This is a genomic window from Desulfamplus magnetovallimortis, assembly GCF_900170035.1.
In the GTDB taxonomy this organism is placed as follows: Bacteria; Desulfobacterota; Desulfobacteria; order Desulfobacterales; family Desulfobacteraceae; genus Desulfamplus; species Desulfamplus magnetovallimortis.
This window is the reverse complement of the sequence record NZ_LT828564.1, coordinates 13,294-37,621: the sequence shown is the minus strand read 5'-3', so window position 1 is coordinate 37,621 and position 24,328 is coordinate 13,294. Positions and strand designations below refer to the sequence as shown.

Sequence of the window (24,328 nt, the reverse complement as noted above, 5' to 3'; positions counted from 1 at the left end):
AAATATTACTCCTCAACTACATTATCACTATCGAACAAATCTTTACCGCCCGAAGCCGCTGAATCCTCTTTGCCACCATTTCCTTCTGAATAGTCGGCAAAATAACGAGACTTGAACTCATTTTTGATACCCTGATTTATATCTATTTTCCCCTTTCCGGTACTCCCATCCAAATCACCACGGCTTCCATCCAAACCACCACTGCTTCCATACAAACCACCATGTCTTCCATCCAAACCACCATGGCTTCCGTCCAAATCACCATGGCTTCCATACAAACCACCACGGCTTCCATCCAAACCACCACGGGATGCAGTACCATCTGATTCCAACTCATTGACAAGATAGGCAAAACAGTCCGAATAGCCCGATGCAATCTCAGAGGCCATGACAAGGGTCTGGGTATAGATATTCTGCCCCTCAAACCTGTAACGCGAAAGATAAGAGATCCTGGTCATGAAATCCAGAAAACCTGTCACTCTTTTCCTGAGATCCCGGGGGTTGTCCGCCAGCAAAACCTCTCTTATGAAGGAATCACATGCATCAGCATCATCTTTCTGACGAACCTCAATCTCAATGAAATCTGTTATCTGCTTAATGAGAGTGTCATCGGAAAAACTCATCCGTCCTGAGTCACTTATGGCAGAAAGAGGCCGGTTTCCTTTATACAAAATGGAGAGCATGTTAAGCCATATAAAAAAGAACCACAGTCTCAACACCCTCTGGGTATTACTCTTATGACCCTTTCTTGCAATTACCACATCATAGATATCAGAGGGCTTTAACCACTGGGGAACATTTTCCATGCTGTTGCGTATCAGAACATAACATGTACTTCCCTGGGGAAGACCCGGATATGAAAAAGCATCGTATCTCACAAGTTTAAATCCGGAACCTGCCAGGAACTCCTCAAAGGCAATTTTGGAGTGTTTGTCAACGGATTTATATGCCTGGGCAAGCTCTTTTTCTTCAGGAAAAAATTTTTCATTATCCGCCACACGGGTTCTTAAAATCCTATGGGTGATAAGATATCCGTAAAGCTTGCCAAGAAGCTGTGGATCTTCAAACATTGAATATATTGTCCTTGTTGATTTGGGCATCCTTTATTTCATCCCAAAAGTGCTTTACGCTTTCTGGATTAAGAGTTCTGAAAAACGGGCATGGTTTGCCAGAAAGTGTAGCCGGTAAATGAAGGATGCCTTTAGTTATTTTATTTTTCAAAAAGATCAATCTGTTCAGGTGCACGCTGAAGTACAAGATCGTTAAATTTAATGTGCCATCCATTCATATCAAAAGAAGAAAGCTTTTCTGAATCAATTGCAATCACCATGGGAATATCAAGGGGCTGGGGGTTGATAAAAAGGCCCACAAGAGCTGTAAGATCCTCTATGTCATCATTTGCAAACAGGGGATCCTTAATAATCTCGGAAAGAGGAATCTGCTTTTCACTGTCAAGGCGCTCCACAATCATATCACGATTCTGATTTAAAAAGCGTTTCAGTCGAGTCACCACAACCTCGCCATCCTGCATGTCAAAAGTTAGCGGTATCTCTTCGGAAGGGCCAGCAGGCAGATCAATGGGTTTGTAGATATCAACCGGATTTGCAACACTGTTGGTGGGAATCCAGGCACCGTTAAGATCCAGTATGGACTCAATTTTTCTGTCTGAAATTCCAACTTTAAGAATGTTTTTTGCTATATTCATAAAATTAACGCTTGCAACAAATTCTTCTGTATGGAGAAGCAGTGATTTCAAAAGCTCTGAGAGATTGGCCTGAAAACCAAGAAGTGCCTCATTAATCCTTTCCAGCTTTGCATTAAGTGAATATACAAGATAGCTGTCTGCCTGGTTCTCTTCAATGAACTGCTCTATCTTGCTGATGGTTTTATCATCCCTTAGAGTGTCATGCAGCTCCTCTATGGTAAGGCGAACCTTCTCAAGGGTATCATTGTAAAATCCGTGTTTTCGTTCATATTCACGTCTTAGATCATCCCGTCCTGTGGTCTCCATCAGGATTCTTATCTCGTAGGATTTGGTAAAAAGCTCATGAACAAGCTTCTCGGAAAGAGCTGCAAAACCCTTGAAATCTGAAATTTCAATGGCCCTTATAAGCTTTCGTGCACTCTGTTCTGCGTAAAGAATCTCCTCAATGTTATAGGAGAGATTTACTGTTGTCCTTCCGTTGGCTGAAAGCCTGACCCTGTAGCCTGCCCTGGTCTTTTCCAGCAAAGGTGTCTCTGCCTTGATCAAACGGTTTTTCACACCTGTGGCACCACGGAAAGCCACATGTTCATTTTTTTGAATTGCGGTATGTTCATTTCCTTGGATTGCAGGTGCTGATAGATGCCCCGAATTTTCTGAAGGAGCAGTGTTTGATGCTTCCGGAAATTTAAGTTCTATTTCAGTGGATAGATAGTTGACAATAAACTTGATATCTGCAAGCGAAAACTGAGGGAAATCCTTGACCAGTTCATTATAAAATGGTGTTATGGAATGAAATCCCATGGGTGTTTCCATATCACGCTTCTGAAGATATTCAAGCAGGCGGCAGGATACCATATAGAACAGGCCAGTTGCATTATTAAATCGGCTCTCTTCTCCAACAGACGTGCTCTCTGACCCGGGTGTTCGGGCAAGCTCATAGACATGTCCAAGACGTATTGTTGACTTTAAAAGACTTACCCAGTCCAACGACATTCTCCAGATACTTTAATTGCTAAAAATAATCTTAAACAGCAGTTTGCAAAAATGGGGAAACTACCAATATCCGTGAGAATTGTAAAGATGAATATTGATGCAGTGCATCTGTGTAACATTTTAGTCTGAAAGCCATAATCTATTGAGTCAGTTAAAAAACTCATAAAATTGCACAGGAGACTCAATGACAAAAACGCCATCAGAAAGACGATGCAAACAGGCATACTCCATGAGAATTGCAATAATTAATGCCAAAACAACCATGGCTGCCCCCCTCTTTTGCGCCATTGCCCTTGCTTCTTTGTTTGTATGTCTCTTTTTCCCTGTCAATGTGTTTGCCAAAAATCCCCAAACAGTTCTCTTCATAAGCTCATACCATCCTCTATTTCCAACCTTCAATCAGCAGATTGAAGGTATCCAATCCATATTCCGGAACCATGATATTTTTATGGATATTGAATTTATGGATACCAAAAGATTTCCGGATGAAACCAACATTGAAAATTTTCAGAAATCACTTTCCTATAAAATCAACCATACAGCAAAATATGATGCTGTAATTGTTGCTGATGACAATGCATTCATGTTTGCAATCAGCCAGCAAAAAAAGATGTTTAAAGAAATTCCCATTGTTTTCCTTGGGGTCAACAATATTGATCTTGCACTGGAACAGAACAGCAACACCCAGATAACAGGCGTGATTGAATCTGTATCAATGAAGGAGACCATTGGATGCATGGTTAAACTTATACCCAATGCTACCAAAATTGTTGCACTTGTGGATAATACACCAAGCGGTCAGGCAGATTTGAAGCACTTCTACAGGTGTGCATCTTATTTTCCTTATCATGAGTTTTCAGAGCTTTCACTTGTATCCATGACATGGGAAGAGTATGAAAACGCACTTGCCGGCCTTGACAAAACAAACGTTGCAATACTCTTATCTACCTACAAGGACAAAAACGGTACAGTACTTGGTTTTGAAGAAGCTCTCTCCAGAATCAAACAAAAATTATCAATTCCTCTGTTTCATCTCTGGCACCATGGAATGGGCAAGGGGTTAATTGGCGGAAAAATCATCAACCATAAAGAACAGGGCAAAGAAGCTGCAAAAATTGTTCTGGAAATTCTACAAGGCAAACCTGTGAAGATGATTCCCGTTACAACTAAAAGCCCAAACACCTGGATTTTTGACTATCAGCAGTTAAAAGCCTTTAATATAAAAAGCGATCAACTTCCTGCAAAGTCAATAATCTTGAATGAGCCTTATGCATTTTACAAAGAAAACAGGCCATATATCCAAAGGCTTGTTGTTATCTTTATTTTGCTGTTAACCACAATTTTTCTGCTATCCTGGAATATATTATGCCAAAGAAGATCCAAAGAAAACTTAAAAAAGCGCATTATGAACTGCAAAAAAGCGAAGAAAAATTCCGGCTTGCCTTTCTTACAAGTCCTGATGCAATTAATATCAACAGACTTGAAGATGGCATATACCTTGATATCAATGAAGGTTTTACAAATCTTATGGGTTACACCCGTGAAGAGACAGTGGGACGATCATCCATTGAGCTTCAAATCTGGAACAATACCGAAGACAGAGCTATCCTGAGAAAAGAACTTGAAGAAAAAGGCTTTGTAGAAAATCTGGAAGCAAAGTTCAGGGCAAAAAATGGTGAGATAAAAATCGGACTTATGTCGGCACGCATACTGAATCTTAATGATGAGAATATTATTTTATCAATTACGAGAGATGTCACAGAAAGAGAGATGGCAAAAAAAGCTCTTGAAAGGCTTTTGACAGCCATTGAACACTCTGCCGAAACCATTGTTATCACTGACATTAATGGCAATATAGAGTATGTCAATCCGGTGTTTGAAAAACTAACAGGTTACTCCAGGGAAGAGGCCATGGGTCAAAATCCGAAAATTTTAAAGAGCGGACAACACGATAGAATTTTTTACCGTGACATGTGGCAAACCATTCTTTCAGGAAAGACATGGCAGGGCAGAATCATCAATCGCAAAAAAGATGGGACTCTTTTTACTGAAGAGGCAACCATCTCTCCTGTATTTGAAAATAACGGAGCCATAAGCAATTTTGTTGCAGTCAAAAGGGACATCACAGAAGAGCTTAGAATGGCCGAACAATATCAGCAGTCACAAAAAATGGAATCCATAGGCACCCTTGCAGGAGGTATTGCCCATGATTTTAACAATATTCTTTTCCCGATCATGGGTCATACAGAGATGCTGATGGATGATATCCCCCAGGAAAACCCTTTGAGAGAGAGCCTTGATCAGATATTTTCAGCCTCCATTCGGGCAAGGGATCTGGTAAAGCAGATACTGACTTTTTCACGTCAGGAGAGCAGCGAAGCCAAACTGATAAAAATACAGCACATTGCCAAAGAGGCTTTAAAACTTATCCGTAGTTCAATTCCTGCCACAATAGAGATAAAGCACAATATCAATTCCGATTGCAGGGCTGTTAAGGCTGATCCTACGCAGATTCACCAGATCATCATGAATCTTACCACAAATGCATTTCATGCAATGGAGGAGACAGGAGGAGAAATGACAGTTACACTTTCTGAGGTTCAACTGCATGGCTTCAAAAGCGATACTCCTCACCTTCAGAACGACTTCAAAAGCAATTCTCCTGACCTTCTGCACGATTTCAAAACCGATACTCCCGAGATTCTGCATGGCTTCAATATTAATGCTCCTGCCCTTCCCCCGGGACAATATGTCTGCCTTACGGTGTCAGACACAGGTGAAGGCATTCCTGAAGAGATAATTACAAAAATATTCGATCCCTTCTTTACAACCAAAAAAGAGGGTAAAGGCACAGGAATGGGCCTTTCAGTTGTACATGGTATTGTCAAAAACGCAGGTGGAGACATTCAGGTAGTGAGCAAACCAGGCAAAGGAACGGTATTTTCTATATATCTACCCATAGCAGAAAACTTTTCAGACACAAAAATAGAGAACAGCAAGAAAACGTTAAGATATGGCACAGAAAAGATACTGCTTCTTGATGATGAGGAGTCCATTATCAAAATGGAAAAACCAATTCTTGAAAAAATGGGATATCAAGTCACATCCCATACAAGTGTCTTTGAAGCACTTGACGATTTCAGGTCTGACAGTAAAAAATTTGACCTTATAATAACTGATATGGCAATGCCGAAATTGTCGGGTAAGCAACTTGCAATTGAGATGCTGAAAATCCGTCCTGACATCCCGATACTTATTTGTACCGGATTCAGTGATAATATATCAGAAGACGATGCCCTTTCCATTGGCATTAAAGCTTTTCTTATGAAGCCTTTTTCCATGAATGAGTTATCAGAAAAAATCAGAGATATCCTGGATAGGAGTGATATCCTGGACAGTTAATAAGATTTCGATTTTAAGAATACTCAAAGTCGTCATCTATGTTCCTGTAAGCCTTGTCAACACTGTCTGCATCAGGATTCCCAGGATTAACAAAGATAAGGTAGGATTATCTATCCTGAACATCCTATCCATCCTGGTTATCCTGGTTATCCTGGTTATCCTGGTTATCCTGATTCAGACAAATGCAATAAGTTCTGAAAAAGCAATAAGATGTCGATTTTGAGTATATCTGCCGTTTGAGTTTAAGGAAGCCCTATATGTAGTCATAAAGTAAAAGACTTCTGCCTCAATAGGATATTTGCAGTGCCCATTAAATAGCTGTTCAATGCAGTTGCAAATTTTTCAACAATGGCCTGTAAAGTTTTTCAGAAATAGCATCAAAACTGTTATCAAAGGCACTCCACAGAGACTCAAAATCGGGATAAACACGCTTCAGATATGGAGAAAATCCAAGCTCTCCTGAAGAGGCATAGCCATCTCCCTCATATTTTTTACGTACACTTTTCAATACCTTTGCATGTTTTTCAGGATCAAGATCATCACCCTGCCCTCCTGCAAAGGCCTGCTGCCACAACATGCCTGTCCTTGCAGTTACAGGAAGAGGCAACGACATTCCCTGCCACCACAATCCAATAATATCAAGAAGCCATTTTTTTGCCATTTCACTTTCAACGGGTAAAAATCCTGCCACAGCATCATGAGCAACAAGATAACTTTTCAATGGCAAACCGGATGCAGCACCTTCAAGGTGTTTGACCCATAACCCCACAAATGAGTATGGGCGGGTTATTTTCCCCCTGCCATCTGTAATATTACCATGATAGAACTCCCATCGCCCATATTTTTGTTCCTTGCAAAAAAGTCTGTCAAGCCAGTCTTCAAGGGTATCACAGCCACATCCATTAAATGAAAAAGGGAGTCGCACTTCCAGAGCATCACATGGTTGTGGCCAGTTAATGCAGAGTCTGTAATGATTTTCCAGCATGACGTTAACAGGTTCAACAAGCTGTTTTAACGCCCGAACTCCACCACTTTTCATTGGCAAACAGCCTGTGCGAAGAAGACTTTGTGCGCTACTGAGTATTGCCCTTTGAGCTGCCTTGATATCAGGATTAACAGGTGTACAGGCTTCAACCCCTTGTCCTAAAAGAATAGAACCCAGTTGAAACGGAGAGAGATTATCAAGCGCAAAAGGTTCATTCTCAATATCACTTGATCTGACATCATCAAAATAGATCTTTAGGCGTTGATTGAAAAAAAACTGCACAGGATTCTTCATAAATCTTATTAAGCCGGCAGCCTGGAGATCTCCTTCAAACTGTGGGTGAGGCAAAGATCTGTTTTTCATTCCACATCTTCTGGTTTCTTCAATCCCATTCAATATTGCACCGGAATCTTCTGTTTCTACTCCCCTGCCCGTCTCTGCTGATTCTCCCTTCCTGCCAGATTCCCCTGTTTCACCCTTACTGCCTGACTCCCCTATTCCATCGGATTCCAGAATGTCTCTCCATTCACGGGCATATGTAAAAAGAGAATCTGGTTTCTTGCTATTAAAATAAGCACGGCTGAAAGGCTGAAGAGGATGCTGACAGGAGATATGCTCCAGAACAGAGGCTGAAATCTTAATGTCGTCACTCAAGTCGCCTGCAGCTTCTGACCCAAAGCTCCATCCTGATTCCAGATAGTCCCGAAGCTGCCCCACCAGCACAGAGGGCATACGTTCACTGTTATCCTTAATGCTGCGTCCTATATAACTTATGTACAATGTTTCCCTTGCAGAAAGCAGAGCCTCAAGAAAAAGATAGCGGTCATCATCCCGCCTTGAACGATCTCCGGGACGAAAGCAGCCGGGAATGGCCATAAGATCAAAATCAAGGGGCGGATGTGATCGTGGAAAATCACCATCATTCATACCAAGGAGACAAACCACCTTAAAGGGTATTGCACGCATGGGCATCAAAGTACAAAAGTTCACCATTCCGGCAAGAAAACGCTGTGATATACTGTATTCTGTCATCTCACCCAGAATATACTCCCTTGCCACTGAGAGGGAGAGAGGCTCTTGAAAAGATGCATCCCTGCATGAAGATATCCACCTGTCCAGAATATCATTGAGCTGATTTACAACAAAGAGATCACGACTCTCAGAAGGCTCAAAACATTGCTTAACAAGTTCACGAATCCTCAATGCCCACAGTTCCGGAGTTGTCGGAGTTTGCAGCTCTTTCCACAACAGAACAAGCCTTTCAATCACCGATGCCAAATGACCTGCAAGAGCAGCCTCAAGCCCACCTATCTCATCATATGGCTCAATACCCCGCCATGACTCTCCTGCACCAGTTGCATAACCCAGAAGCATACGTCTGAGACCAAAAAGCCAGGTATTTTCTTCCAGACCACCAGGGAGATCAAAGTTCTGTCTGTGGTTACTGTCAAGTCCCCAGCAGATACCTGAATCAGCAAGCCACCTTTGCACAACAGGAAGATCGCCTGAGTTAATAGAAAACCTTTGCCTGAATGCCCTGACCTCAAGAAGCTCCATGAACTCTCCGGAAGTCATTCTGCAATCAGGCAATCCCAAAAGCCTCTCTAATGCAAGAAGAAAAGGCACAACCCTGCTCTCAGGATTATCAGCTATGGAAAATGGTATATAGCGATTGTCCTCCTTTAAGATATTTCCAAAAACACCTGAAATATAAGGGGCATAGGCATCAATATCCGGAGTCATTACAATTATATCCCTTGGAGTAAGTTCCGGATTACATTCAAACATTTTTAAAAGATTGTCCTGAAGAACCTCAACTTCCCTCTGGCGGCTGTGTGTCAACTGAAACATGACAGATCTGTCACGCTTTGATATCTTTTTTTTTGATTTTTTATCAGGCAGAGGTTCAAGATCCAGCACAGACTGCTGAACCTGCTGAAGAAGTGTCGGGGTTTTATCATCTATAACAGCACCTCCATCGGCTGAGAGTCCCGCTCCCATCAAAGGCGTTGGGGTTTCACCATGTTCAACAACATCCTTAAAGATATCAATTGCAGCAAATGATCCCTGATATGCTTCAGGAGTATCATATCCATAAAGAAGACCAATATAATCACGCCCCTGACGTCCCCATGAGGCAAGAAGAGGATTTACGTGATGGTGCATAATATCAGGATCAAGATCATCCGGTCTCTTTTCTTTTCTTCTATGGCGTGCGCGCCTGATTTTGAGAAGATCAATATTTTCAATAATGTCAGCCCAGTAATGTCGGCAGGGATTATTGACAAAAAGCAGCACCTGACAGTGCAATGAAAGTGAATGAAGCAGCTCCAGAACCTGAACAGGTAATGAAGAAATACCAAACACAATGACCCGCCTTGGCAACTTCAGTGGCCTTGATGAAAGTTTTTTTACTGCATTCATAAATTTTTTATGTACTTCGGAACGACTTGTATGACGCAGATGATTTGGCATATCCTCCCTGATTCTGCTCCACATACGCGCCTGCCACAACTGCTCTTCAGGAAGCGCAAATCTTTCACCTCTGCTGTTTGTAAGATACTCATCTCCATCAGCCCATGCTTCAAGCCAATCCGAACGATAGACCTGATATTGATCAAAAAGATCAGCAAGTTTTCTCGACAACTGATATCGTTTACGTATGACACTTTCATTTAATAAATCTTTTGCAGATTGAAGCGCCTCATCTTCAATATCCGAAAATTCCAAGAATCTACGCAATGGAGCAAAGCAGGTTTCAGAAAGAAGTTCGGGCATAAGTCTCATCAAACGCCAGACAAGAGGCTCTTTTTCAAAGGCTGAAGATAAAGGTATCTCATCATCCCCCAGGACAGCACGGTATGCCTGCCACATGAATCTGCCGGGAAGCTGAATATCCAGAGCAGCACTGATTCCGCAACCAGCATCAGCGGCAAATCCAAGCTTCAGCCATTGTGCCATTCCATTACTCTGCACAAGAAATATTTCATTCTCAAGTGGAGTCAAGGGGTGGGTTCTTATCCACTCAACCATTACGTCTCTCAAAGTCTCAAGATGATTGGAGTGGATGATGGAAAAACCGGAAGGAAGGTCGTTTTGATGTTCAGCAAATCCAACATTCGTCATTCTGATACTCCATGGTATTGAAAATTTATTTTGCCTGATTTTAAAAACGCAAGTAGGGCAGAATTCATTTCTGCACCAGTTAAAGGCGGATATGGAAAGTCCCCCCCCCTTCGTTTCAATGTTCGTTGTGACAGATGGGGGCTGAGATGGCCGTTTATTAGCAAGTTTCCGTAACTAACTGTTTTTTAAAACGCTATTCATTCATTAGATTGTGCCTGTGAGCAGGCACGTTCGTTATATGCAATTTAACGGCACTGTTTTCATTATACTCAATGAATTCAAAAGAGTAAACAGGTTCACATGCTTTAATTATGATGCCGTATTCTCAAATATCTCTCTTTGTGCAGCCTGGTTGAGAGTCTCTCACAACTTTACACTTTCCGGATTAAGGTTCCCCCAAAATGGGTATGCTTGCGCCGGAAAATGACAGTCATTTTCACGGTAAACAGGCTTGATTAATTACGTATCAATTGCCCCCCAAATATAAAAATAATAGTCATTTTCACGGTAAACGGGCATGATTGATTGCGTATCAATCACCCCCAAACATAAAAATGATAATCATTTTCACGGTAAAAAATTATCGGTTCGGGAAATAGAAGATATATAATTCATCGGATTGACTACATTAACTATTTGTTCTATATCTCTCCAAGAGAGCGATTGACCATTTTATGGAAATATCTAAGGGTGTATTATTGAATTATACTTCCCCGACCACATGAAATAACGAAAAATAGATATCCTGAAATTTGTAGGAAAAGAGATTCAAGAGCTTGTGCAGGCCAAAGATTTTGAATCCTTAAACAACACCCGAAAAGAAAGGTTGTATTTTGATAAGTCTGTGCTGTTTGCCAGAGAATATAGGATGGAATAAAATGAATATGACAGAATTGAAATTAAATATACCACAAGACATACTATACACATTAAATGAGACAAAAAGTGATTTTATAAAAAAGATGAAGTTGTATGCGGCAATGGAACTTTACAGAATGCAAAAGTTGTCAATGGGTAAAGCATCAGAGCTTGCAGAGATGAACAAAATTGATTTTATGTTTGAGCTTGGAAAATATGAGATACCAGCAATAAACTATGATACTGATGATTTCATTGAGGAAGCAGAAAGGATAATGGAAAAATGATTGTCATTGCAGATTCTTCACCGCTCATAGCTCTTGCAATTATAGAAAAATTGGCAATCCTCGAAAAAATGTATAAAAAGGTTTATGCTCCGACCGCAGTGTTTCAAGAAGTTGTGAGGACAGATAAACCGTTTGCAAATGAGCTTGAACTGTTTTTGCACGTTAGAACTAAAAACGTGAAGAACAAAATGGCGGTCAGAATTCTGTCATCAGATATAGGAGCGGGAGAGGCTGAAACAATCGTTTTAGCATTGGAGAATCTTCCTGCTGTTGCTCTAATTGATGACTTGAAAGCAAGAAGATTCGCAAAAATGAATGAAATTGAAGTAATAGGGACAATGGGAATATTGTTAAAAGGCAAAAAAGAGGGGCTAATAAAAGAGGTAAAGCCTTTAATAGCCAAGTTGTTGCAGCATGATATAAGAATAAGCACGAGAATAATAGAAATCACATTACAGGCGGCACAGGAGTTGTAATTATATTGTACTTCCTCAAAATCGACATCTTATTGCTTTTTCAGAAGTTATTGCAGTTGTCTGAACCAGGATGGATAGGATGCTCAGGATAGATAATCCTGCCTTATCTTGTTAATCTTGGGAATCCTGATTCAGACAGTGTTGACAAGGCTTAAAAGATCATATGTCTCGACTTTGAGTACTTCCCTTATGGCAAAGCCCTTACAAATGGAGATTCAGCCTTTTTTAGCAGCGCTGTTTCTTTGTGCTAAAAACCGCTTGTATTTATAAAAAATAGCATATTATTTCAATGCGTTAAATCAGGTCAACACTTGTAGCCTTATCCAAAAGTTCCCAAATGGGAGAGTTGTCCACAAAAGTGTAATAAAACACCAAATAACGGGCAAACTATTTCATATCAATCTGCTTTTCCAGCACAAGACGGTTGCCCCTGTCATTATACCAGTAACGTGAAAAATATTGTGACATGATCACAAGGCCTCTGCCATGGTCAGCTTCATCATCCATCTGGCGAACCTGTTCACTGCGCCAGTTAAAGCCGTCCCCCTGATCCTCTATCTCCATACGTATAAATTGATCTGGCAGAACTTTCAGCGAACATTTAACGATTTTACCGGCATCCAATTGGTTGCCATGACGCACAGCATTGGTCAATCCTTCACGCATAACAAGTTGAATTGCAAAAAGATGTTCTGAAATCCCTTTGATGCATCTCGTCAAAAAACGGGCAGACTCATCACATGTACGATCAATATTAACCATTGTTGAACTGAATACAATTTTAAGGGAGTCATTGCTTTCAATAATTTCAAACATGTTGGCTTCTGGCATAATCACACCTCCACACACAGCACAACAATGTCATCTTCAGGAACTTCTTGGGTTCCAAAAAGTTTTTCCATAAGTTTCATGGGAACATCCTCAATGGAAAAGGTTGAAACACTTGTAAAATCCGCAAGGAATCTCTTTGCACCTGTGGCCCATGTAATGTTGTTTTCCGCAGACTCCACAAGGCCGTCACTGAACATGAATATCCGATCACCTGGTGATACATCTATACGGGTAATACCAAACTGTGCATCCTTAAACATACCAAGCACATCTCCGTCCGAACTAAGCAGAACAGGTTCCCCTTTAAGAGGAACATGTACCACAGGTGGATGTCCTGCATTGATCAGTGTCAATTTTCTTGTACCTCTGTTAAGCCTGGCATATACAGCAGTCAGATATTTTCCATCAGGCAGTATTTCAACAAGAACATCATTAATCATCTTCATACTCTCTGCCGGAGAATATACAGGTGTGCAGTTCTGAGCAAGAAGAGCTTTGACAGAAGCTGTCATGTAACTTGTCTTGATATCATGCCCTGAAAAATCAGCAACAAAATATCCTGTTATCTGATCAGAAATTTCAAGAATATCATAAAAATCTCCACCTGCCTCCTCAAGTGCTCTGTAATATACTCCGAACCTTGCATCCGGATAGTGTTCAGGCAACGGAAGCATTGACTCCTGAGCTTCGGCAACCTGACGGAGTTTATGTGCCTGCTCTGCAATAAGAGAATTGGTTGCAATGGAGAGTTTCAGGTGGATACGAACCCTGGCAATTACTTCAAGATTGTGAAATGGCTTGGTTATGTAATCCACAGCTCCAAGATCAAACCCCTTTAGTTTGGAGTGCACCTCACTGACGCCTGTGAGAAAAATCACCGGAATTGATGCCGTTGCAGGGTTATCCTTTAGAAATCGTATGACAGCAAAGCCATCTTCTCCTGGCATCTGAATATCCAGAAGAATCAGATCCGGTAGTTCAGTAATGGCAAGTTCTCTTGCCTTTGGCCCATCCGGAGCGCACAATACCCGATAACCTTCCTTGGAAAGAGATTTTTCAATCAGCTTAAGATTCATCAGATGATCATCTACTGCAAGAATTGTAAAAGGTTGTTTGATATCCATTTTTAACACCATTATACCCGCAAGCTATAGCTTTCCAGAAAATTTATATGAAAGTCTCTGTAACAGCCTGTTTTAAAAACGACTTTCACTCCTTAGATTGTGGAAGGTATCCGCCATGTACGTTATTTTATTTTTTGGTAAATAAATTAGTAAATAAATTATTAATACAGATAACAGATAGTTAGACTTTTTCATTATCAATTTAATTATCTGGAATACTATAATAATTTTTTAATAGATATTCCTGCTCCAAATACAAGGGAGAGGTACTCCACAAAGCCCCACAGATCACTCCACTTATAACCACTTGTTTTTATTTTTTATTCTTAGCACAACAGACAAGAAAACACAATAATTAAACACAAGCTTGCCAAAAGTCTTTCAAAACACCCCCCACATTACTCCACTTTACTCCAAAGCCTTTTATCTGTAAGCATCTAAAGGTTGTCCGAAAAACATACAGCCAAAACAGCCACAAAGCACAAAAATAATATAACTATCTGTTATTATATCAAAAAACCACATGCCAACAGAAGCATTAATCAGAAGTGCTATAGGTGGAGGAAAAAGATTAAACAAACATGAAAATGACAATTTTTTTCTTGACATACACTTTTTTTTCAGCAAGATTAATCAAAAAAGTGGAGTTTTGTGGAGTAAAAAGTTCCCGCTAATTTCAGGAGAAAAAAAAGGGGCTTGATTCAATTTTGCAGCCATCCGTAGAGACAAGGCATGCCTTGTCTCTCTACCCTACGGCCATGATAGCTTAAAACAGCCATTTACGGAGACCTTCATATAAAAACATGTTCAGGTCAAGCTCATTTCATACCATTGACCCAAAGAGTCGCCTTATAATTCCTGCAAGATTCAGGGATTATATAAGGGCAAGTGGTGGAAATGGAGTCATGCTGACAAACATGGATAACTGTCTTTATGGTTATACATTTAATGACTGGAAAGAGATAGAAAAAAAGATAATTTCTGCAAAAAATATGCACATGCGTCATTTCAAGCGTTTTTTTCTTGGAAATGCATGTGAATGCATGTGTGATAAACAAGACCGAATACTCATTCCACCGACATTAAGGGAATATGCTGACCTTGACAAGGACATTGTCCTTGTTGGAATCCTTGACCACTTTGAGATATGGTCACGGGACAGATGGGAAAATGAAAACAAGCGGATAGAAAAAGAGCTTGAAAAACCGGAAGTCAAGGAAGAGATTGCTTCTCTTGGTTTGTAGATTGCAGATCAATTCAGGCGTTTTTACGGGATACCCCCCATGGATAAATGCTCATGATATTTACACACAAGTCTGTACTCCCCAAGGAGACATGTCATCATCTTAATTTGAAACAAAATGGCATTTATGTGGATGGAACCCTTGGCGGATGCGGCCATTCCCGCAGAATACTTGAAAAAACAGCACCTTCTGGAATACTCATCGGAATTGATCAGGATGCAGATGCCATTGAAAATGCCAGAAAAGAGCTGATGCCTTTCCATGGGAGAGTTTTCCTCTTCCATGACAATTTCTCATCCCTGCCAGATATACTGAACAAACTTGAAATAAAAGCTGTTGACGGAATTCTTGTTGATCTTGGGCTCTCCTTTCATCAGCTTATGGAAAGCAACAGAGGGTTTAGTTTTAAAAAAGATGAGTTTCTTGATATGCGAATGGATACAAGAAACAACCTTACAGCAGCAGACATTATAGAAAATTATTCTGAAAAAGAGCTGACAGATATTTTTTTCCGTTATGGTGAAGAGCGAATGTCACGGAAAATTTCCCGAAAAATTGTAGAACAAAGAAGAGTTGCACCCATAAAAACCACGGCTCAACTTGCAGCTCTTATAAGGGAGACCATGCCTGCAAAACTTATACATACCCAAAAGACAGATCCTGCCACAAGGGTATTTCAGGCATTGAGAATTGCCGTGAACAAGGAGCTTGAACAACTTGAAATATTCATGAACAAAGCTCCTGAAATGCTCAAAAGCTCAGGAAGGCTATGTGTCATATCATTTCACTCCCTTGAAGACAGGATTGTAAAACAGGCCATCCGTTCAAGGGAAGAGGGTTACGGGTGCAGTTGTCCAAGGGATTTTCCAAGATGCACCTGCGGATTTGTCCCTGATCTGAAATCAATCACCAGAAAACCTGTAATACCCGGCAATGACGAAATCCATGAAAACCCCCTCTCAAGAAGTGCAAAGATGAGGGTTGCAGAAAAACTGTAAACAGGCTCCTCTTCTTTCAAGCTTTGATCGACGGGCAGCCAATGCCTTTAACCTTTGAATTATATAAAAAACAACCCCACACGTTAAACTTGAAGAAGCCCTCGCCGGAAAGGATGAGAAAAATGCACAAGACAATCCAGAGAGCAGACAGCACCATGAAAAAAGAGCAGATAATGCAAAAAAAAAAGATGCTTGGCAAATGGATGATTGTGCTTGCCTTCTTTCTTGCGGAGCTGTTTCTCTATACAATGTGCAGGGTTAACTATACGGAAACCGGTTTTAGGATATCCCTTGAAAAACAGAATCAGAAGCGTCTGAAAGCATACAGGGAATCCCTGGCCATTGAATATGAACGACTTCTCTCTCCGGAAAGAATTGCACACATTGCAAGAACAAAACTGAAACTTAAAATTCCCGAACCTGAGCAGGTCATCTACATGGAGATGTGAGGAGATAGTGCATGGCACCAGGAAAGAAACCAGACTCCAAAGCAAAAACCAACCAGGGAATCAATGCCAGAATTACATTTCTGCAATGGGCTCTTGTTTTTGTCATGCTGCTTCTTGCAATGAAAGCTGTTGATATTCAGATATTTCAATCCTCGGAGCTTACACAAAAGGCTGAAAAAGAGTATATCCGCCAGATAACTGTCAATGGCAAGCGCGGAGATATTGTGGATCGAAACATGAAAAAGCTCTGCATAACAATAGACACCCTGTCGGTTGCAGCTAATCCCCGCATGGTTGTTGATGCTTCCGCTACAGCCAAAAAGCTTGCAGAAATTCTCGGTGTTAACCGTAAAAAACTTCAGAAAAACTTAGAGAGCAAAAAGAGCTTTGTCTGGATAAAACGCAAAATATCCCCATCAGAATCTGAAAAAATCAAAAAATACAACTTTAAAGGAATATTTTTTAAGGATGATCTTATCCGCTTTCACCCTCAAAAAGAGCTTGCAGCACAGGTTACCGGAATTACAGGTTCAGACGGCAAAGGGCTTGAAGGTATTGAATTCCAGTACAACAAGATACTCAATGGAGAGAGCCGACGTATAACCATAGAAAAAGATGCAGCCGGCAGATACTACAGCGAGGAGAAAGATCTTAGAGACAAATTAAAAGGTGACACAATTGTGCTTACCATTGACAGCACAATACAGTTTATTGCTGAAAAAGCTCTGGAACAGGCAGTCACCGAGCATAAAGCCAAATCAGGCATGGCCATTGTGATGATTCCATCCACAGGGGAGATACTTGCCATGGCACATGCTCCCGCCTTTAATCCAAACTCTTTCACGGATTTTGAAAGAGACAGATGGAGAAACAGAAGTGTAACAGATCCCTTTGAGCCAGGCTCCACCATGAAGGTTTTTGTGGCAGCAGCAGCCATGGAGCTTGAGATTGCAACCCCCATGTCCATATTTTTTTGTGAAAACGGCAAATACAGGGTCGGGCGTTCAACTGTCCATGATACACACGAGTATGAATGGCTCACACTTAAGCAGATAATCAAATATTCAAGCAACATAGGGGCAATAAAATTATCTGAAATCATGGGAAAAAAACAACTTTACAACACACTTTTATCATTTGGTTTTGGAAAAGAGAGCGGTATTGAGTGTCCCGGGGATTCCCCAGGTCTTCTAAGCCATTACGACAGATGGTCAGCAATTGATACAGCCGCAATTTCCTTTGGCCAGGGAATCTCTGTCTCTGCTGTACAGCTTATCAACGCTATAAGTGCAATTGCCAATGGTGGAACTCTTATGAGACCCCGTATTATAAAAGAGATAAAAGATAGCAACGGTGAGATCAGGCAGCCATTTGTTCCAGAGAGCATAAAACGGGTTATCTCAAAGAGTACCGCCATTAAGGTAAAGGATATGATGCGTGCCGTGGTTGAGGAGGGAGGAACAGCAACCCAGGCTGATCTCAACGGTTACAGTGTCTGCGGGAAAACAGGAACCGCACAAAAGGTGTCAAAAAGTGGAGGCTATTCCAAAAGCAGATATACTGCACTTTTTGCAGCATTTGCTCCCATGGAAAACCCTGAACTTGCGGTGCTTGTGGTTGTTGATGAACCGCCCAAATCCCACTACGGAGGAGTTGTTGCAGCTCCTGCTGTAAAAAAAATCTTCAGTGAAAGTTTCCACTATCTCAAAATTCCACCTGACATAAATACAAAAACGGAGCATAACCAGTGAAACTCTCCTATCTTATAAAAGAGTGTACTCCTGTCTGGACACGTTCAATTGACCCTGCGTCAGATCCAGACACAGATCCTGAGATAACATCAATTCATGCATCTGCCCAGGATGTAATAAAAGGAGGGCTTTTCATTGCCATAAAAGGATTTCAACATGACGGTCATGACTACATTGACAGGGCAGTTGCCAATGGAGCTTCCGCCATTATTACAGATACAAAAAGAGACATACAACTTACCATAAAAGATCCTTTGGCAACAAAATACCCTGTAGTAGCTCAGGTAAAGGATACACGAAAGGCAATGTCATCAATTGCATCCCGTTTTTACGGCAATCCTTCAGGCAGTATGGTGCTAACAGGCATAACCGGAACAAATGGCAAAACCACTACTGCCTGGCTGCTTGAAAACATCTTTAATGAGGCAGGTTTTGAGACAGGAGTTATAGGCACTCTCAATTACAGATATAAAGGCCAGACATTTGATAATCCCGTTACTACTCCTGAATCAATTGATCTGCACAGAATTCTCTCTGATATGAAAAACCAAGGTGTAACCCATGTAATAATGGAGGTATCTTCCCATGCCATTGATCTTCACAGGGTCAGAGAGTGTGCTTTTGACGTTGCCATATTCACCAATCTTACCCGTGATCACCTTGATTACCACAAAAACATGGGAGCATACTTTGCCTGCAAGAAAAGGCTTTTTACAAAACTGCTGAAACGAGGTGGCAAGAATGGAAAATCTGTCATCAATATTGAAGATGACTATGGCAAAGAGCTTTCTTCCCTGCTTCCGGCAGACTCCACCACAGTAACCTGCCTTAAAGCAGACAATCACCTTTGCGCCACACTAAACGGCCTTAACACAAAAAACCACCTTTGCACAGAAGCCCGCCAGCATAAAAGAGATAATTTTTCTGGGAAAAAAGAGCCTACAGCAACCCCTTCAATGGTTTCGGCAACCCCCTCAATGGTTTCTGCAACCTCCTCAATGGTTTCTGCAACCCCCTCAATGGTTTCGGCAAGTGATATTGAAGATGATATAAAGGGACTTAAAGGAAATATACACATTGATCGCTGTTCATTCTCTTTTTCATCGAATCTTGCAGGGGATTTTAACCTTGAAAATATTTTGTGTGCAGCAGGTGCTGCCCATGCCCTTGGAGTTGACACAAATTTCATAAAGTCAGGTATTGAGTCGTGTCATGGGGTACCAGGCCGTCTTGAAAGGGTTGAAAACAGAGGTAATCGCCACATTTTTGTAGATTATGCCCACACTCCGGATGCCCTTGAATCCATCCTGAAAACCCTGAAAATGAGAGCGCCTGCACGACTTATCACAATTTGTGGATGCGGAGGAGACAGGGACAGAACAAAGCGCCCCATAATGGGAGAGATTGCTGCAAGATACAGCGACATACTGATTGTAACATCAGACAATCCAAGAACCGAAGATCCAGATTCAATAATAGCGGATATCATGGATGGAGTTAACAAAGTAACACCATCCATAAAAAAGTCCACTGCTGAAACATCTACCCTTTCTGAAAATAAGAGCATTGGTGAAGATAAAACTTATTCTGCAAAAGAGCTAATTATTGAACCTGACCGACAAAAGGCCCTTGAAATGTCAGTGGCCTTATCAAAACCAGGAGACATCATAATAGCTGCCGGCAAGGGTCATGAAACCTATCAGATTATCAAAAGTGGAAAAATTGATTTTGATGACCGCCTGATATTAAGGCAGGCAGCCACAATATTTGATGCAAAACCTTTTTGCCAATCTTCTTCTAACAGAAAAGAGAAATCATCTTCTAACAGAAAAGAGAAATACACTGACTGTGATTTTTCACCAATAGCCTGGTCTTTTTACGATATTTCACAGGCTCTGGATTTTACAGATCAGGTCAATATGGAGAATGAAAGTGAGAATAAAAACTTCATATTTCAAAGCGCCTCCAGGACAAAAGATGCTTTAAAAAACAAGATACCCTGCTTTAAAGGAGTATCAACTGACTCAAGAATCACAGAAAAAGATGATATTTTCCTTGCACTAAAAGGTGAAAATTTCGATGCCCACGATTTTATTCCTGATCTTGTCAAAAAAGGGGTTAAGGCATTTATAGTTGACAAAACTTTCCTGAGACTCAAAGGAGATGCCATTTTTTTTAGGGTCAATAACACCCTTGAAGCACTTGGCATGCTTGCAAGATATCAGAGGATAAGATCAGGCGTTCAAGTCCTTGCCATTACAGGCTCAAACGGGAAAACAACCACAAGAAAAATGGCAGCGTCCATATTCAGTCAGAAATTTAGAACCCTTTCCACATCCGGAAATTTCAACAATGAAGTAGGTCTGCCTCTCACACTTCTTAAACTATCCGGTCACCATGAATGGGCAGTTGTGGAAATGGGAATGAATCATCCTGGTGAAATATCAAGACTTTCAAAAATTGCCATGCCTGACATTGCAATCATAACAAATACAGCAGATGCACACCTTGAAGGCATGGGAAATAGAGATAATGTCGCAATGGCAAAGGCAGAAATATCAGAAGGAATGAAAGATAAAAGCACCCTTATAATAAATGGAAATGATCCGAGCAAACAGATTATTCTTAAAAAACGAGCTAATAATCCCCGTGTAAGCAATACTATCTTTTTTGGCACGCAATTAAAAGAGGTGCCGGACATTGAAATTAAAGGGGAGAATAATATCTTTTTTGTCACTGAAGAAAAAAAAGAGTTCACAGGTAACGGAATCTCATTCACTATTTCCACATCCTTGAGCGGTTACAGATTCAAGAATGAAACTCTTTTCATAAACTCCCCAGCAACTTTCATGCTCGACAACGCACTTGCAGCCTGCTCTGCTGCACTTGCTGCCGGAATATCCATAAGTGAAATCAAAGATGGATTGTCAATTTTCCAGCCCGTCAAAGGCAGGATGAACATAATAAAAAAAGGGCATCTGACTCTGATTGACGACACCTACAATGCAAACCCTGCGTCTGTCAAAGGTGCTATTGCCACATTGCAGAAGCTCAGCTCAGGCAAAGAGGCCATTGCTGTACTTGGAGATATGCTGGAGCTTGGAGAACAAAGCCCAGCTCTTCATTTCAGCGTAGGGGAAGCGGCTGCAAATGCTTCAATATCAAGACTTTATACATCTGGAGAAAGATCTGAAGATATTATAAAAGGTGCCCTGCATGCAGGTCTTGCCAGGGATGTTCTATTCAATGGCACAAAAAGTGAAATAACCAAAAGTCTTACAGAATACATTGAAAAGAGCAAAAAAGAAAATGCCAAAGAGATCTGTATATTAATTAAAGGCTCAAGAGGCATGAAAATGGAAGAGATCCTCAATACACTTTTATCTTGACTTACGCTACTTGCGTCAAACAGCCACTGAAACCCCAGAACAAACGGATAGAACATGCTATACGAACTTCATAATTTCCATAACGTACTCTCTTTTCTCAATATTTTCCGTTATATCACCTTCCGTACCATATACGGTGGGCTGACGGCATTTCTTATCTGCTTTATTCTGGGGCCTTATGTAATAAAAAGGCTCTCAAGAATGCAGATCGGCCAGTTCATTCAGGCTGACGGCCCCAAAAGTCACCTTGAAAAAGAGGGAACCCCTACAATGGGGGGAATTCTCATTCTTTTTTCAATAATTTCATCCATACTTTTATGGGCAAGACTTGACAACTACTATGTCACAATAATTCTGCTCTCTATCCTCTCGTTTGGCATGATAGGCTTCATTGATGACTACATGATGCTCATAAAAAAAAGGAACATGGGACTTACTGCAAAGGGGAAATTTATGCTTCAGGTGGCAGTTGCGGGCGGCATAAGCTGGCTTATATACAATTGTCCTGATTTCAGCACAAGAATTACCATTCCTTTCCTGAAAACACTTTCACCTGATCTTGGTATGTGGTATATCCCGTTTGCAACATTAATCATTGTGGGAACATCCAATGCTGTTAACCTCACAGACGGGCTTGACGGGCTTGCAATAGGACCAATTATCATTGCGGCTGTGACATACATGCTGTTTGCCTATGTTGCAAGTCATATAAATATAGCAAAATATCTACAGGTACAGCACATTGCTTCATGTGGGGAGATAACCATCATATGCGGAATTCTTGCCGGAGCAGGGCTTGGCTTTTTGTGGTTCAATGCCCATCCTGCACAGGTTTTTATGGGTGATACCGGTTCTATTCCACTTGGTGCAATACTTGGAACCATTGCAGTTGTAACCAAACAGGAGATAATTCTGCTTGTTGTAGGAGGTCTTTTTGTAATTGAAGCCCTATCCGTAATTATCCAGGTTGCCTACTTCAAAATGAGCAATGGAAAAAGAATTTTTAGAATGGCTCCGCTTCACCACCACTTTGAGCTTAAGGGTTGGCCGGAGTGCAAGGTAATTGTAAGGTTCTGGATCATTGCCATCACACTGGCACTGGTATCCTTAAGTACCCTTAAGATAAGATAAAGAACTTAGCCCACTTGAGACGGGCTTTTCCATAACATCTTGCTTTTGCAGAAGATATGATAAAAATTTTTTATACTATAGTATTCCAGATAATTAAATTGATAATGGAAATGTCTAACTATCTGTTATCTGGTTTAATTTTTTTGACCAAAATTAAATTTTTTTCTGGAAAGCTATATCAAGGTAAAAATGAACTCTATTTCAGCGGGAAAAAAAATTGTAGTTGCAGGTCTTGGCAAGTCAGGGGTTGCTGCATCAAAATTCCTTGCTCAACAGGGTTATGATGTTACGGCAACCGATATTGATCCTGCAAGGCAGGATGTAGCACCGCTACTTGAATCCTTTGGTATAAAAACAGAGATTGGTTTTCACAACCTCGGCACCTTTGAGAGTGCAGATCTTGTTGTGGCAAGCCCTGGAATTCCACTTAACAGTGAACCCTTTCAGATGGCACGCAGTAAAGGAATTCCCATAAGGGGTGAGATGGACATTGCCTGTGAGTTAATAAAAAAGCCTGTTGTTGCAATAACAGGAACCAATGGCAAAACCACAGTCACAACAATGGTAAGCAAGATGCTGGAGTCATCCGGAAAAAAGGTCTTTACAGGCGGCAATATTGGCACTCCTCTTATATCTTGCCTTGAAAAAGATATAAGAGGTAAATTTGATGTACCTGCGGATGTTGTTGTTGTGGAGGTGAGCAGCTTTCAACTGGATACAGCCACAAATTTTGCTCCTGATGTGGCAGTACTTCTGAACATTACAGAAGATCATCTTAACCGATACCCTGGTTTTAAGGCATATGAAGAATCAAAATGGAGCATCTTCAAAAACCAGAAAAAGGATGGGTATGCAATAATAAACAGTACCATAACAGACGCAGAAGCCCGTATTTCTGGTATTGAATCCCTTATTTGCCTGTTTAATGCCTCTGCTAACCCGTTAATCAGCAACTTTAATTCAATCACAAACCTTAATATATTGAATGATTTTAAAATAGATATGTCGGCATCAACTCTTCTGGGAAAACACAACCGTGAAAATATGGAAGCAGCAATAATGGCATCCATCTTTGCTGGCGGAACCCATGAAGGCATAAAAAAAATACTTGCTGATTTTAAGGGGCTTCCACACAGAACAGAGTATGTGGAGACCATTAATGGAGTTAATTTTTACGATGATTCCAAGGCAACCAACACAGATGCAGTAATAAGAGCCATTGAAGCTTTTGAAAGCAATATCATACTGATCATGGGCGGAGAGGAAAAATCCACTGATTTTTCAGTTTTAAAGCCATTCATTACACCAAAAGTAAAACAAATTGTTGCAATGGGACAAGCAAGGAGTAAATTAAAGGATGCCCTTTATGATGCAGGGGCAAATTTCAATATGGCACTATCCATGGAAGATGCTGTAAGAGTTGCTTTTGAAAGCGCATCATATGGTGATACCATTTTACTTTCCCCTGCATGTGCAAGCTTTGATATGTATAAAAGTTATGCACACAGAGGAGAGGATTTTGTGCAAAAGGTGGCTGGCTTAAAGCTAAAATATAACGAAAAAGCATGTAATAGTTGAT

15 protein-coding genes and 1 pseudogene are annotated in these 24,328 nt (G+C 40.8%); 11 read left to right on the top strand and 5 right to left on the bottom strand.

Annotated features, from left to right (window positions below; all coding sequences use genetic code 11):
* Positions 1-5 precede the first annotated feature (5 nt).
* Both MTBBW1_RS25105 and MTBBW1_RS25100 read right to left on the bottom strand, forming a co-directional pair.
* Positions 6-1,070 carry a hypothetical protein gene (locus MTBBW1_RS25105; protein WP_080809128.1) on the bottom strand — a complete coding sequence of 355 codons (1,065 nt, stop codon included), beginning with the start codon at positions 1,068-1,070 and terminating at the stop codon, positions 6-8.
* A 140-nt stretch (positions 1,071-1,210) separates the two neighbouring features.
* Positions 1,211-2,692 (bottom strand): hypothetical protein, encoded by a 1,482-nt coding sequence (locus MTBBW1_RS25100; protein ID WP_080809125.1) that lies wholly within the window; start codon positions 2,690-2,692, stop codon positions 1,211-1,213.
* 190 nt (positions 2,693-2,882) lie between these two features.
* Between MTBBW1_RS25100 and MTBBW1_RS30245 the strand changes: the two are divergent.
* Together MTBBW1_RS30245 and MTBBW1_RS25090 are read left to right on the top strand one after the other, a co-directional pair.
* Positions 2,883-3,911: pseudogene (locus MTBBW1_RS30245) on the top strand (ABC transporter substrate-binding protein); the annotation flags it as partial.
* Positions 3,912-4,063: 152 nt separating this feature from the next.
* On the top strand, positions 4,064-6,100 hold the full coding sequence (locus MTBBW1_RS25090) for a PAS domain-containing hybrid sensor histidine kinase/response regulator (protein WP_080809118.1): 2,037 nt from the start codon (positions 4,064-4,066) through the stop codon (positions 6,098-6,100).
* Between the two features lie 322 nt (positions 6,101-6,422).
* Here MTBBW1_RS25090 and recC read toward each other — a convergent pair whose 3' ends face one another.
* Positions 6,423-10,211: an exodeoxyribonuclease V subunit gamma gene (gene recC / locus MTBBW1_RS25080; protein ID WP_080809112.1), complete on the bottom strand. Its 3,789-nt coding sequence runs from the start codon at positions 10,209-10,211 to the stop codon at positions 6,423-6,425.
* A gap of 878 nt (positions 10,212-11,089) precedes the next feature.
* On the opposite strand from recC, the gene MTBBW1_RS25075 reads away from it, so the two are divergent.
* Together MTBBW1_RS25075 and MTBBW1_RS25070 are read left to right on the top strand one after the other, a co-directional pair.
* Positions 11,090-11,356, top strand: coding sequence for a UPF0175 family protein (locus MTBBW1_RS25075; RefSeq protein WP_080809109.1), 267 nt, complete (start codon positions 11,090-11,092; stop codon positions 11,354-11,356).
* Entirely contained in the window at positions 11,353-11,832 is a 480-nt protein-coding gene (locus MTBBW1_RS25070; RefSeq protein WP_080809104.1) for a PIN domain-containing protein, read from the top strand. Before MTBBW1_RS25075 ends, MTBBW1_RS25070 begins: the two co-directional genes overlap by 4 nt.
* 387 nt (positions 11,833-12,219) lie before the next feature.
* Here the strand turns inward: MTBBW1_RS25070 and MTBBW1_RS25065 are convergent, their stop codons facing one another.
* Both MTBBW1_RS25065 and MTBBW1_RS25060 read right to left on the bottom strand, forming a co-directional pair.
* Positions 12,220-12,663, bottom strand: a complete 444-nt coding sequence (locus MTBBW1_RS25065; protein WP_080809101.1) for an ATP-binding protein — start codon at positions 12,661-12,663, stop codon at positions 12,220-12,222.
* A 2-nt stretch (positions 12,664-12,665) separates the two neighbouring features.
* Entirely contained in the window at positions 12,666-13,787 is a 1,122-nt protein-coding gene (locus MTBBW1_RS25060) for a PP2C family protein-serine/threonine phosphatase (protein ID WP_080809099.1), read from the bottom strand.
* Between the two features lie 803 nt (positions 13,788-14,590).
* Between MTBBW1_RS25060 and mraZ the strand changes: the two genes are divergently transcribed.
* From mraZ to murD, 7 genes are all read left to right on the top strand, one after another.
* On the top strand, positions 14,591-15,031 hold the full coding sequence (gene mraZ / locus MTBBW1_RS25055) for a division/cell wall cluster transcriptional repressor MraZ (protein WP_080809096.1): 441 nt from the start codon (positions 14,591-14,593) through the stop codon (positions 15,029-15,031).
* A 53-nt stretch (positions 15,032-15,084) separates the two neighbouring features.
* Complete coding sequence (gene rsmH / locus MTBBW1_RS25050) at positions 15,085-16,029, top strand: 16S rRNA (cytosine(1402)-N(4))-methyltransferase RsmH (RefSeq protein WP_080809092.1); 945 nt, start codon at positions 15,085-15,087, stop codon at positions 16,027-16,029.
* 122 nt (positions 16,030-16,151) lie between these two features.
* Positions 16,152-16,478: an FtsB/FtsL family cell division protein gene (locus MTBBW1_RS25045; RefSeq protein ID WP_080809087.1), complete on the top strand. Its 327-nt coding sequence runs from the start codon at positions 16,152-16,154 to the stop codon at positions 16,476-16,478.
* Positions 16,479-16,489: 11 nt separating this feature from the next.
* A complete protein-coding gene (locus MTBBW1_RS25040) occupies positions 16,490-18,229 on the top strand; it encodes a peptidoglycan D,D-transpeptidase FtsI family protein (protein ID WP_080809084.1) in 1,740 nt (579 codons plus the stop codon).
* Positions 18,226-21,618 (top strand): UDP-N-acetylmuramoyl-tripeptide--D-alanyl-D-alanine ligase, encoded by a 3,393-nt coding sequence (gene murF / locus MTBBW1_RS25035; RefSeq protein ID WP_080809081.1) that lies wholly within the window; start codon positions 18,226-18,228, stop codon positions 21,616-21,618. The genes MTBBW1_RS25040 and murF overlap by 4 nt, the downstream gene beginning before the upstream one ends.
* 54 nt (positions 21,619-21,672) lie before the next feature.
* Complete coding sequence (gene mraY, locus MTBBW1_RS25030) at positions 21,673-22,749, top strand: phospho-N-acetylmuramoyl-pentapeptide-transferase (protein ID WP_080809079.1); 1,077 nt, start codon at positions 21,673-21,675, stop codon at positions 22,747-22,749.
* Between the two features lie 189 nt (positions 22,750-22,938).
* A complete protein-coding gene (murD, locus tag MTBBW1_RS25025) occupies positions 22,939-24,327 on the top strand; it encodes a UDP-N-acetylmuramoyl-L-alanine--D-glutamate ligase (RefSeq protein ID WP_080809076.1) in 1,389 nt (462 codons plus the stop codon).
* Position 24,328 lies beyond the last annotated feature (1 nt).

Excerpts from the sequence above, each read along its gene's own strand:
- recC (WP_080809112.1), bottom strand. The coding sequence starts at position 10,211 with ATGACGAATGTTGGATTTGCTGAACATCAAAACGACCTTCCTTCCGGT.
- mraY (WP_080809079.1), top strand. The coding sequence starts at position 21,673 with ATGCTATACGAACTTCATAATTTCCATAACGTACTCTCTTTTCTCAAT.
- murD (WP_080809076.1), top strand. The coding sequence starts at position 22,939 with ATGAACTCTATTTCAGCGGGAAAAAAAATTGTAGTTGCAGGTCTTGGC.
- mraZ (WP_080809096.1), top strand. The coding sequence starts at position 14,591 with ATGTTCAGGTCAAGCTCATTTCATACCATTGACCCAAAGAGTCGCCTT.
- MTBBW1_RS25045 (WP_080809087.1), top strand. The coding sequence starts at position 16,152 with ATGCACAAGACAATCCAGAGAGCAGACAGCACCATGAAAAAAGAGCAG.
- MTBBW1_RS25105 (WP_080809128.1), bottom strand. The coding sequence starts at position 1,070 with ATGTTTGAAGATCCACAGCTTCTTGGCAAGCTTTACGGATATCTTATC.
- rsmH (WP_080809092.1), top strand. The coding sequence starts at position 15,085 with ATGATATTTACACACAAGTCTGTACTCCCCAAGGAGACATGTCATCAT.
- MTBBW1_RS25060 (WP_080809099.1), bottom strand. The coding sequence starts at position 13,787 with ATGGATATCAAACAACCTTTTACAATTCTTGCAGTAGATGATCATCTG.
- MTBBW1_RS25090 (WP_080809118.1), top strand. The coding sequence starts at position 4,064 with ATGCCAAAGAAGATCCAAAGAAAACTTAAAAAAGCGCATTATGAACTG.
- MTBBW1_RS25065 (WP_080809101.1), bottom strand. The coding sequence starts at position 12,663 with ATGCCAGAAGCCAACATGTTTGAAATTATTGAAAGCAATGACTCCCTT.
- MTBBW1_RS25040 (WP_080809084.1), top strand. The coding sequence starts at position 16,490 with ATGGCACCAGGAAAGAAACCAGACTCCAAAGCAAAAACCAACCAGGGA.
- MTBBW1_RS25075 (WP_080809109.1), top strand. The coding sequence starts at position 11,090 with ATGAATATGACAGAATTGAAATTAAATATACCACAAGACATACTATAC.
- MTBBW1_RS25070 (WP_080809104.1), top strand. The coding sequence starts at position 11,353 with ATGATTGTCATTGCAGATTCTTCACCGCTCATAGCTCTTGCAATTATA.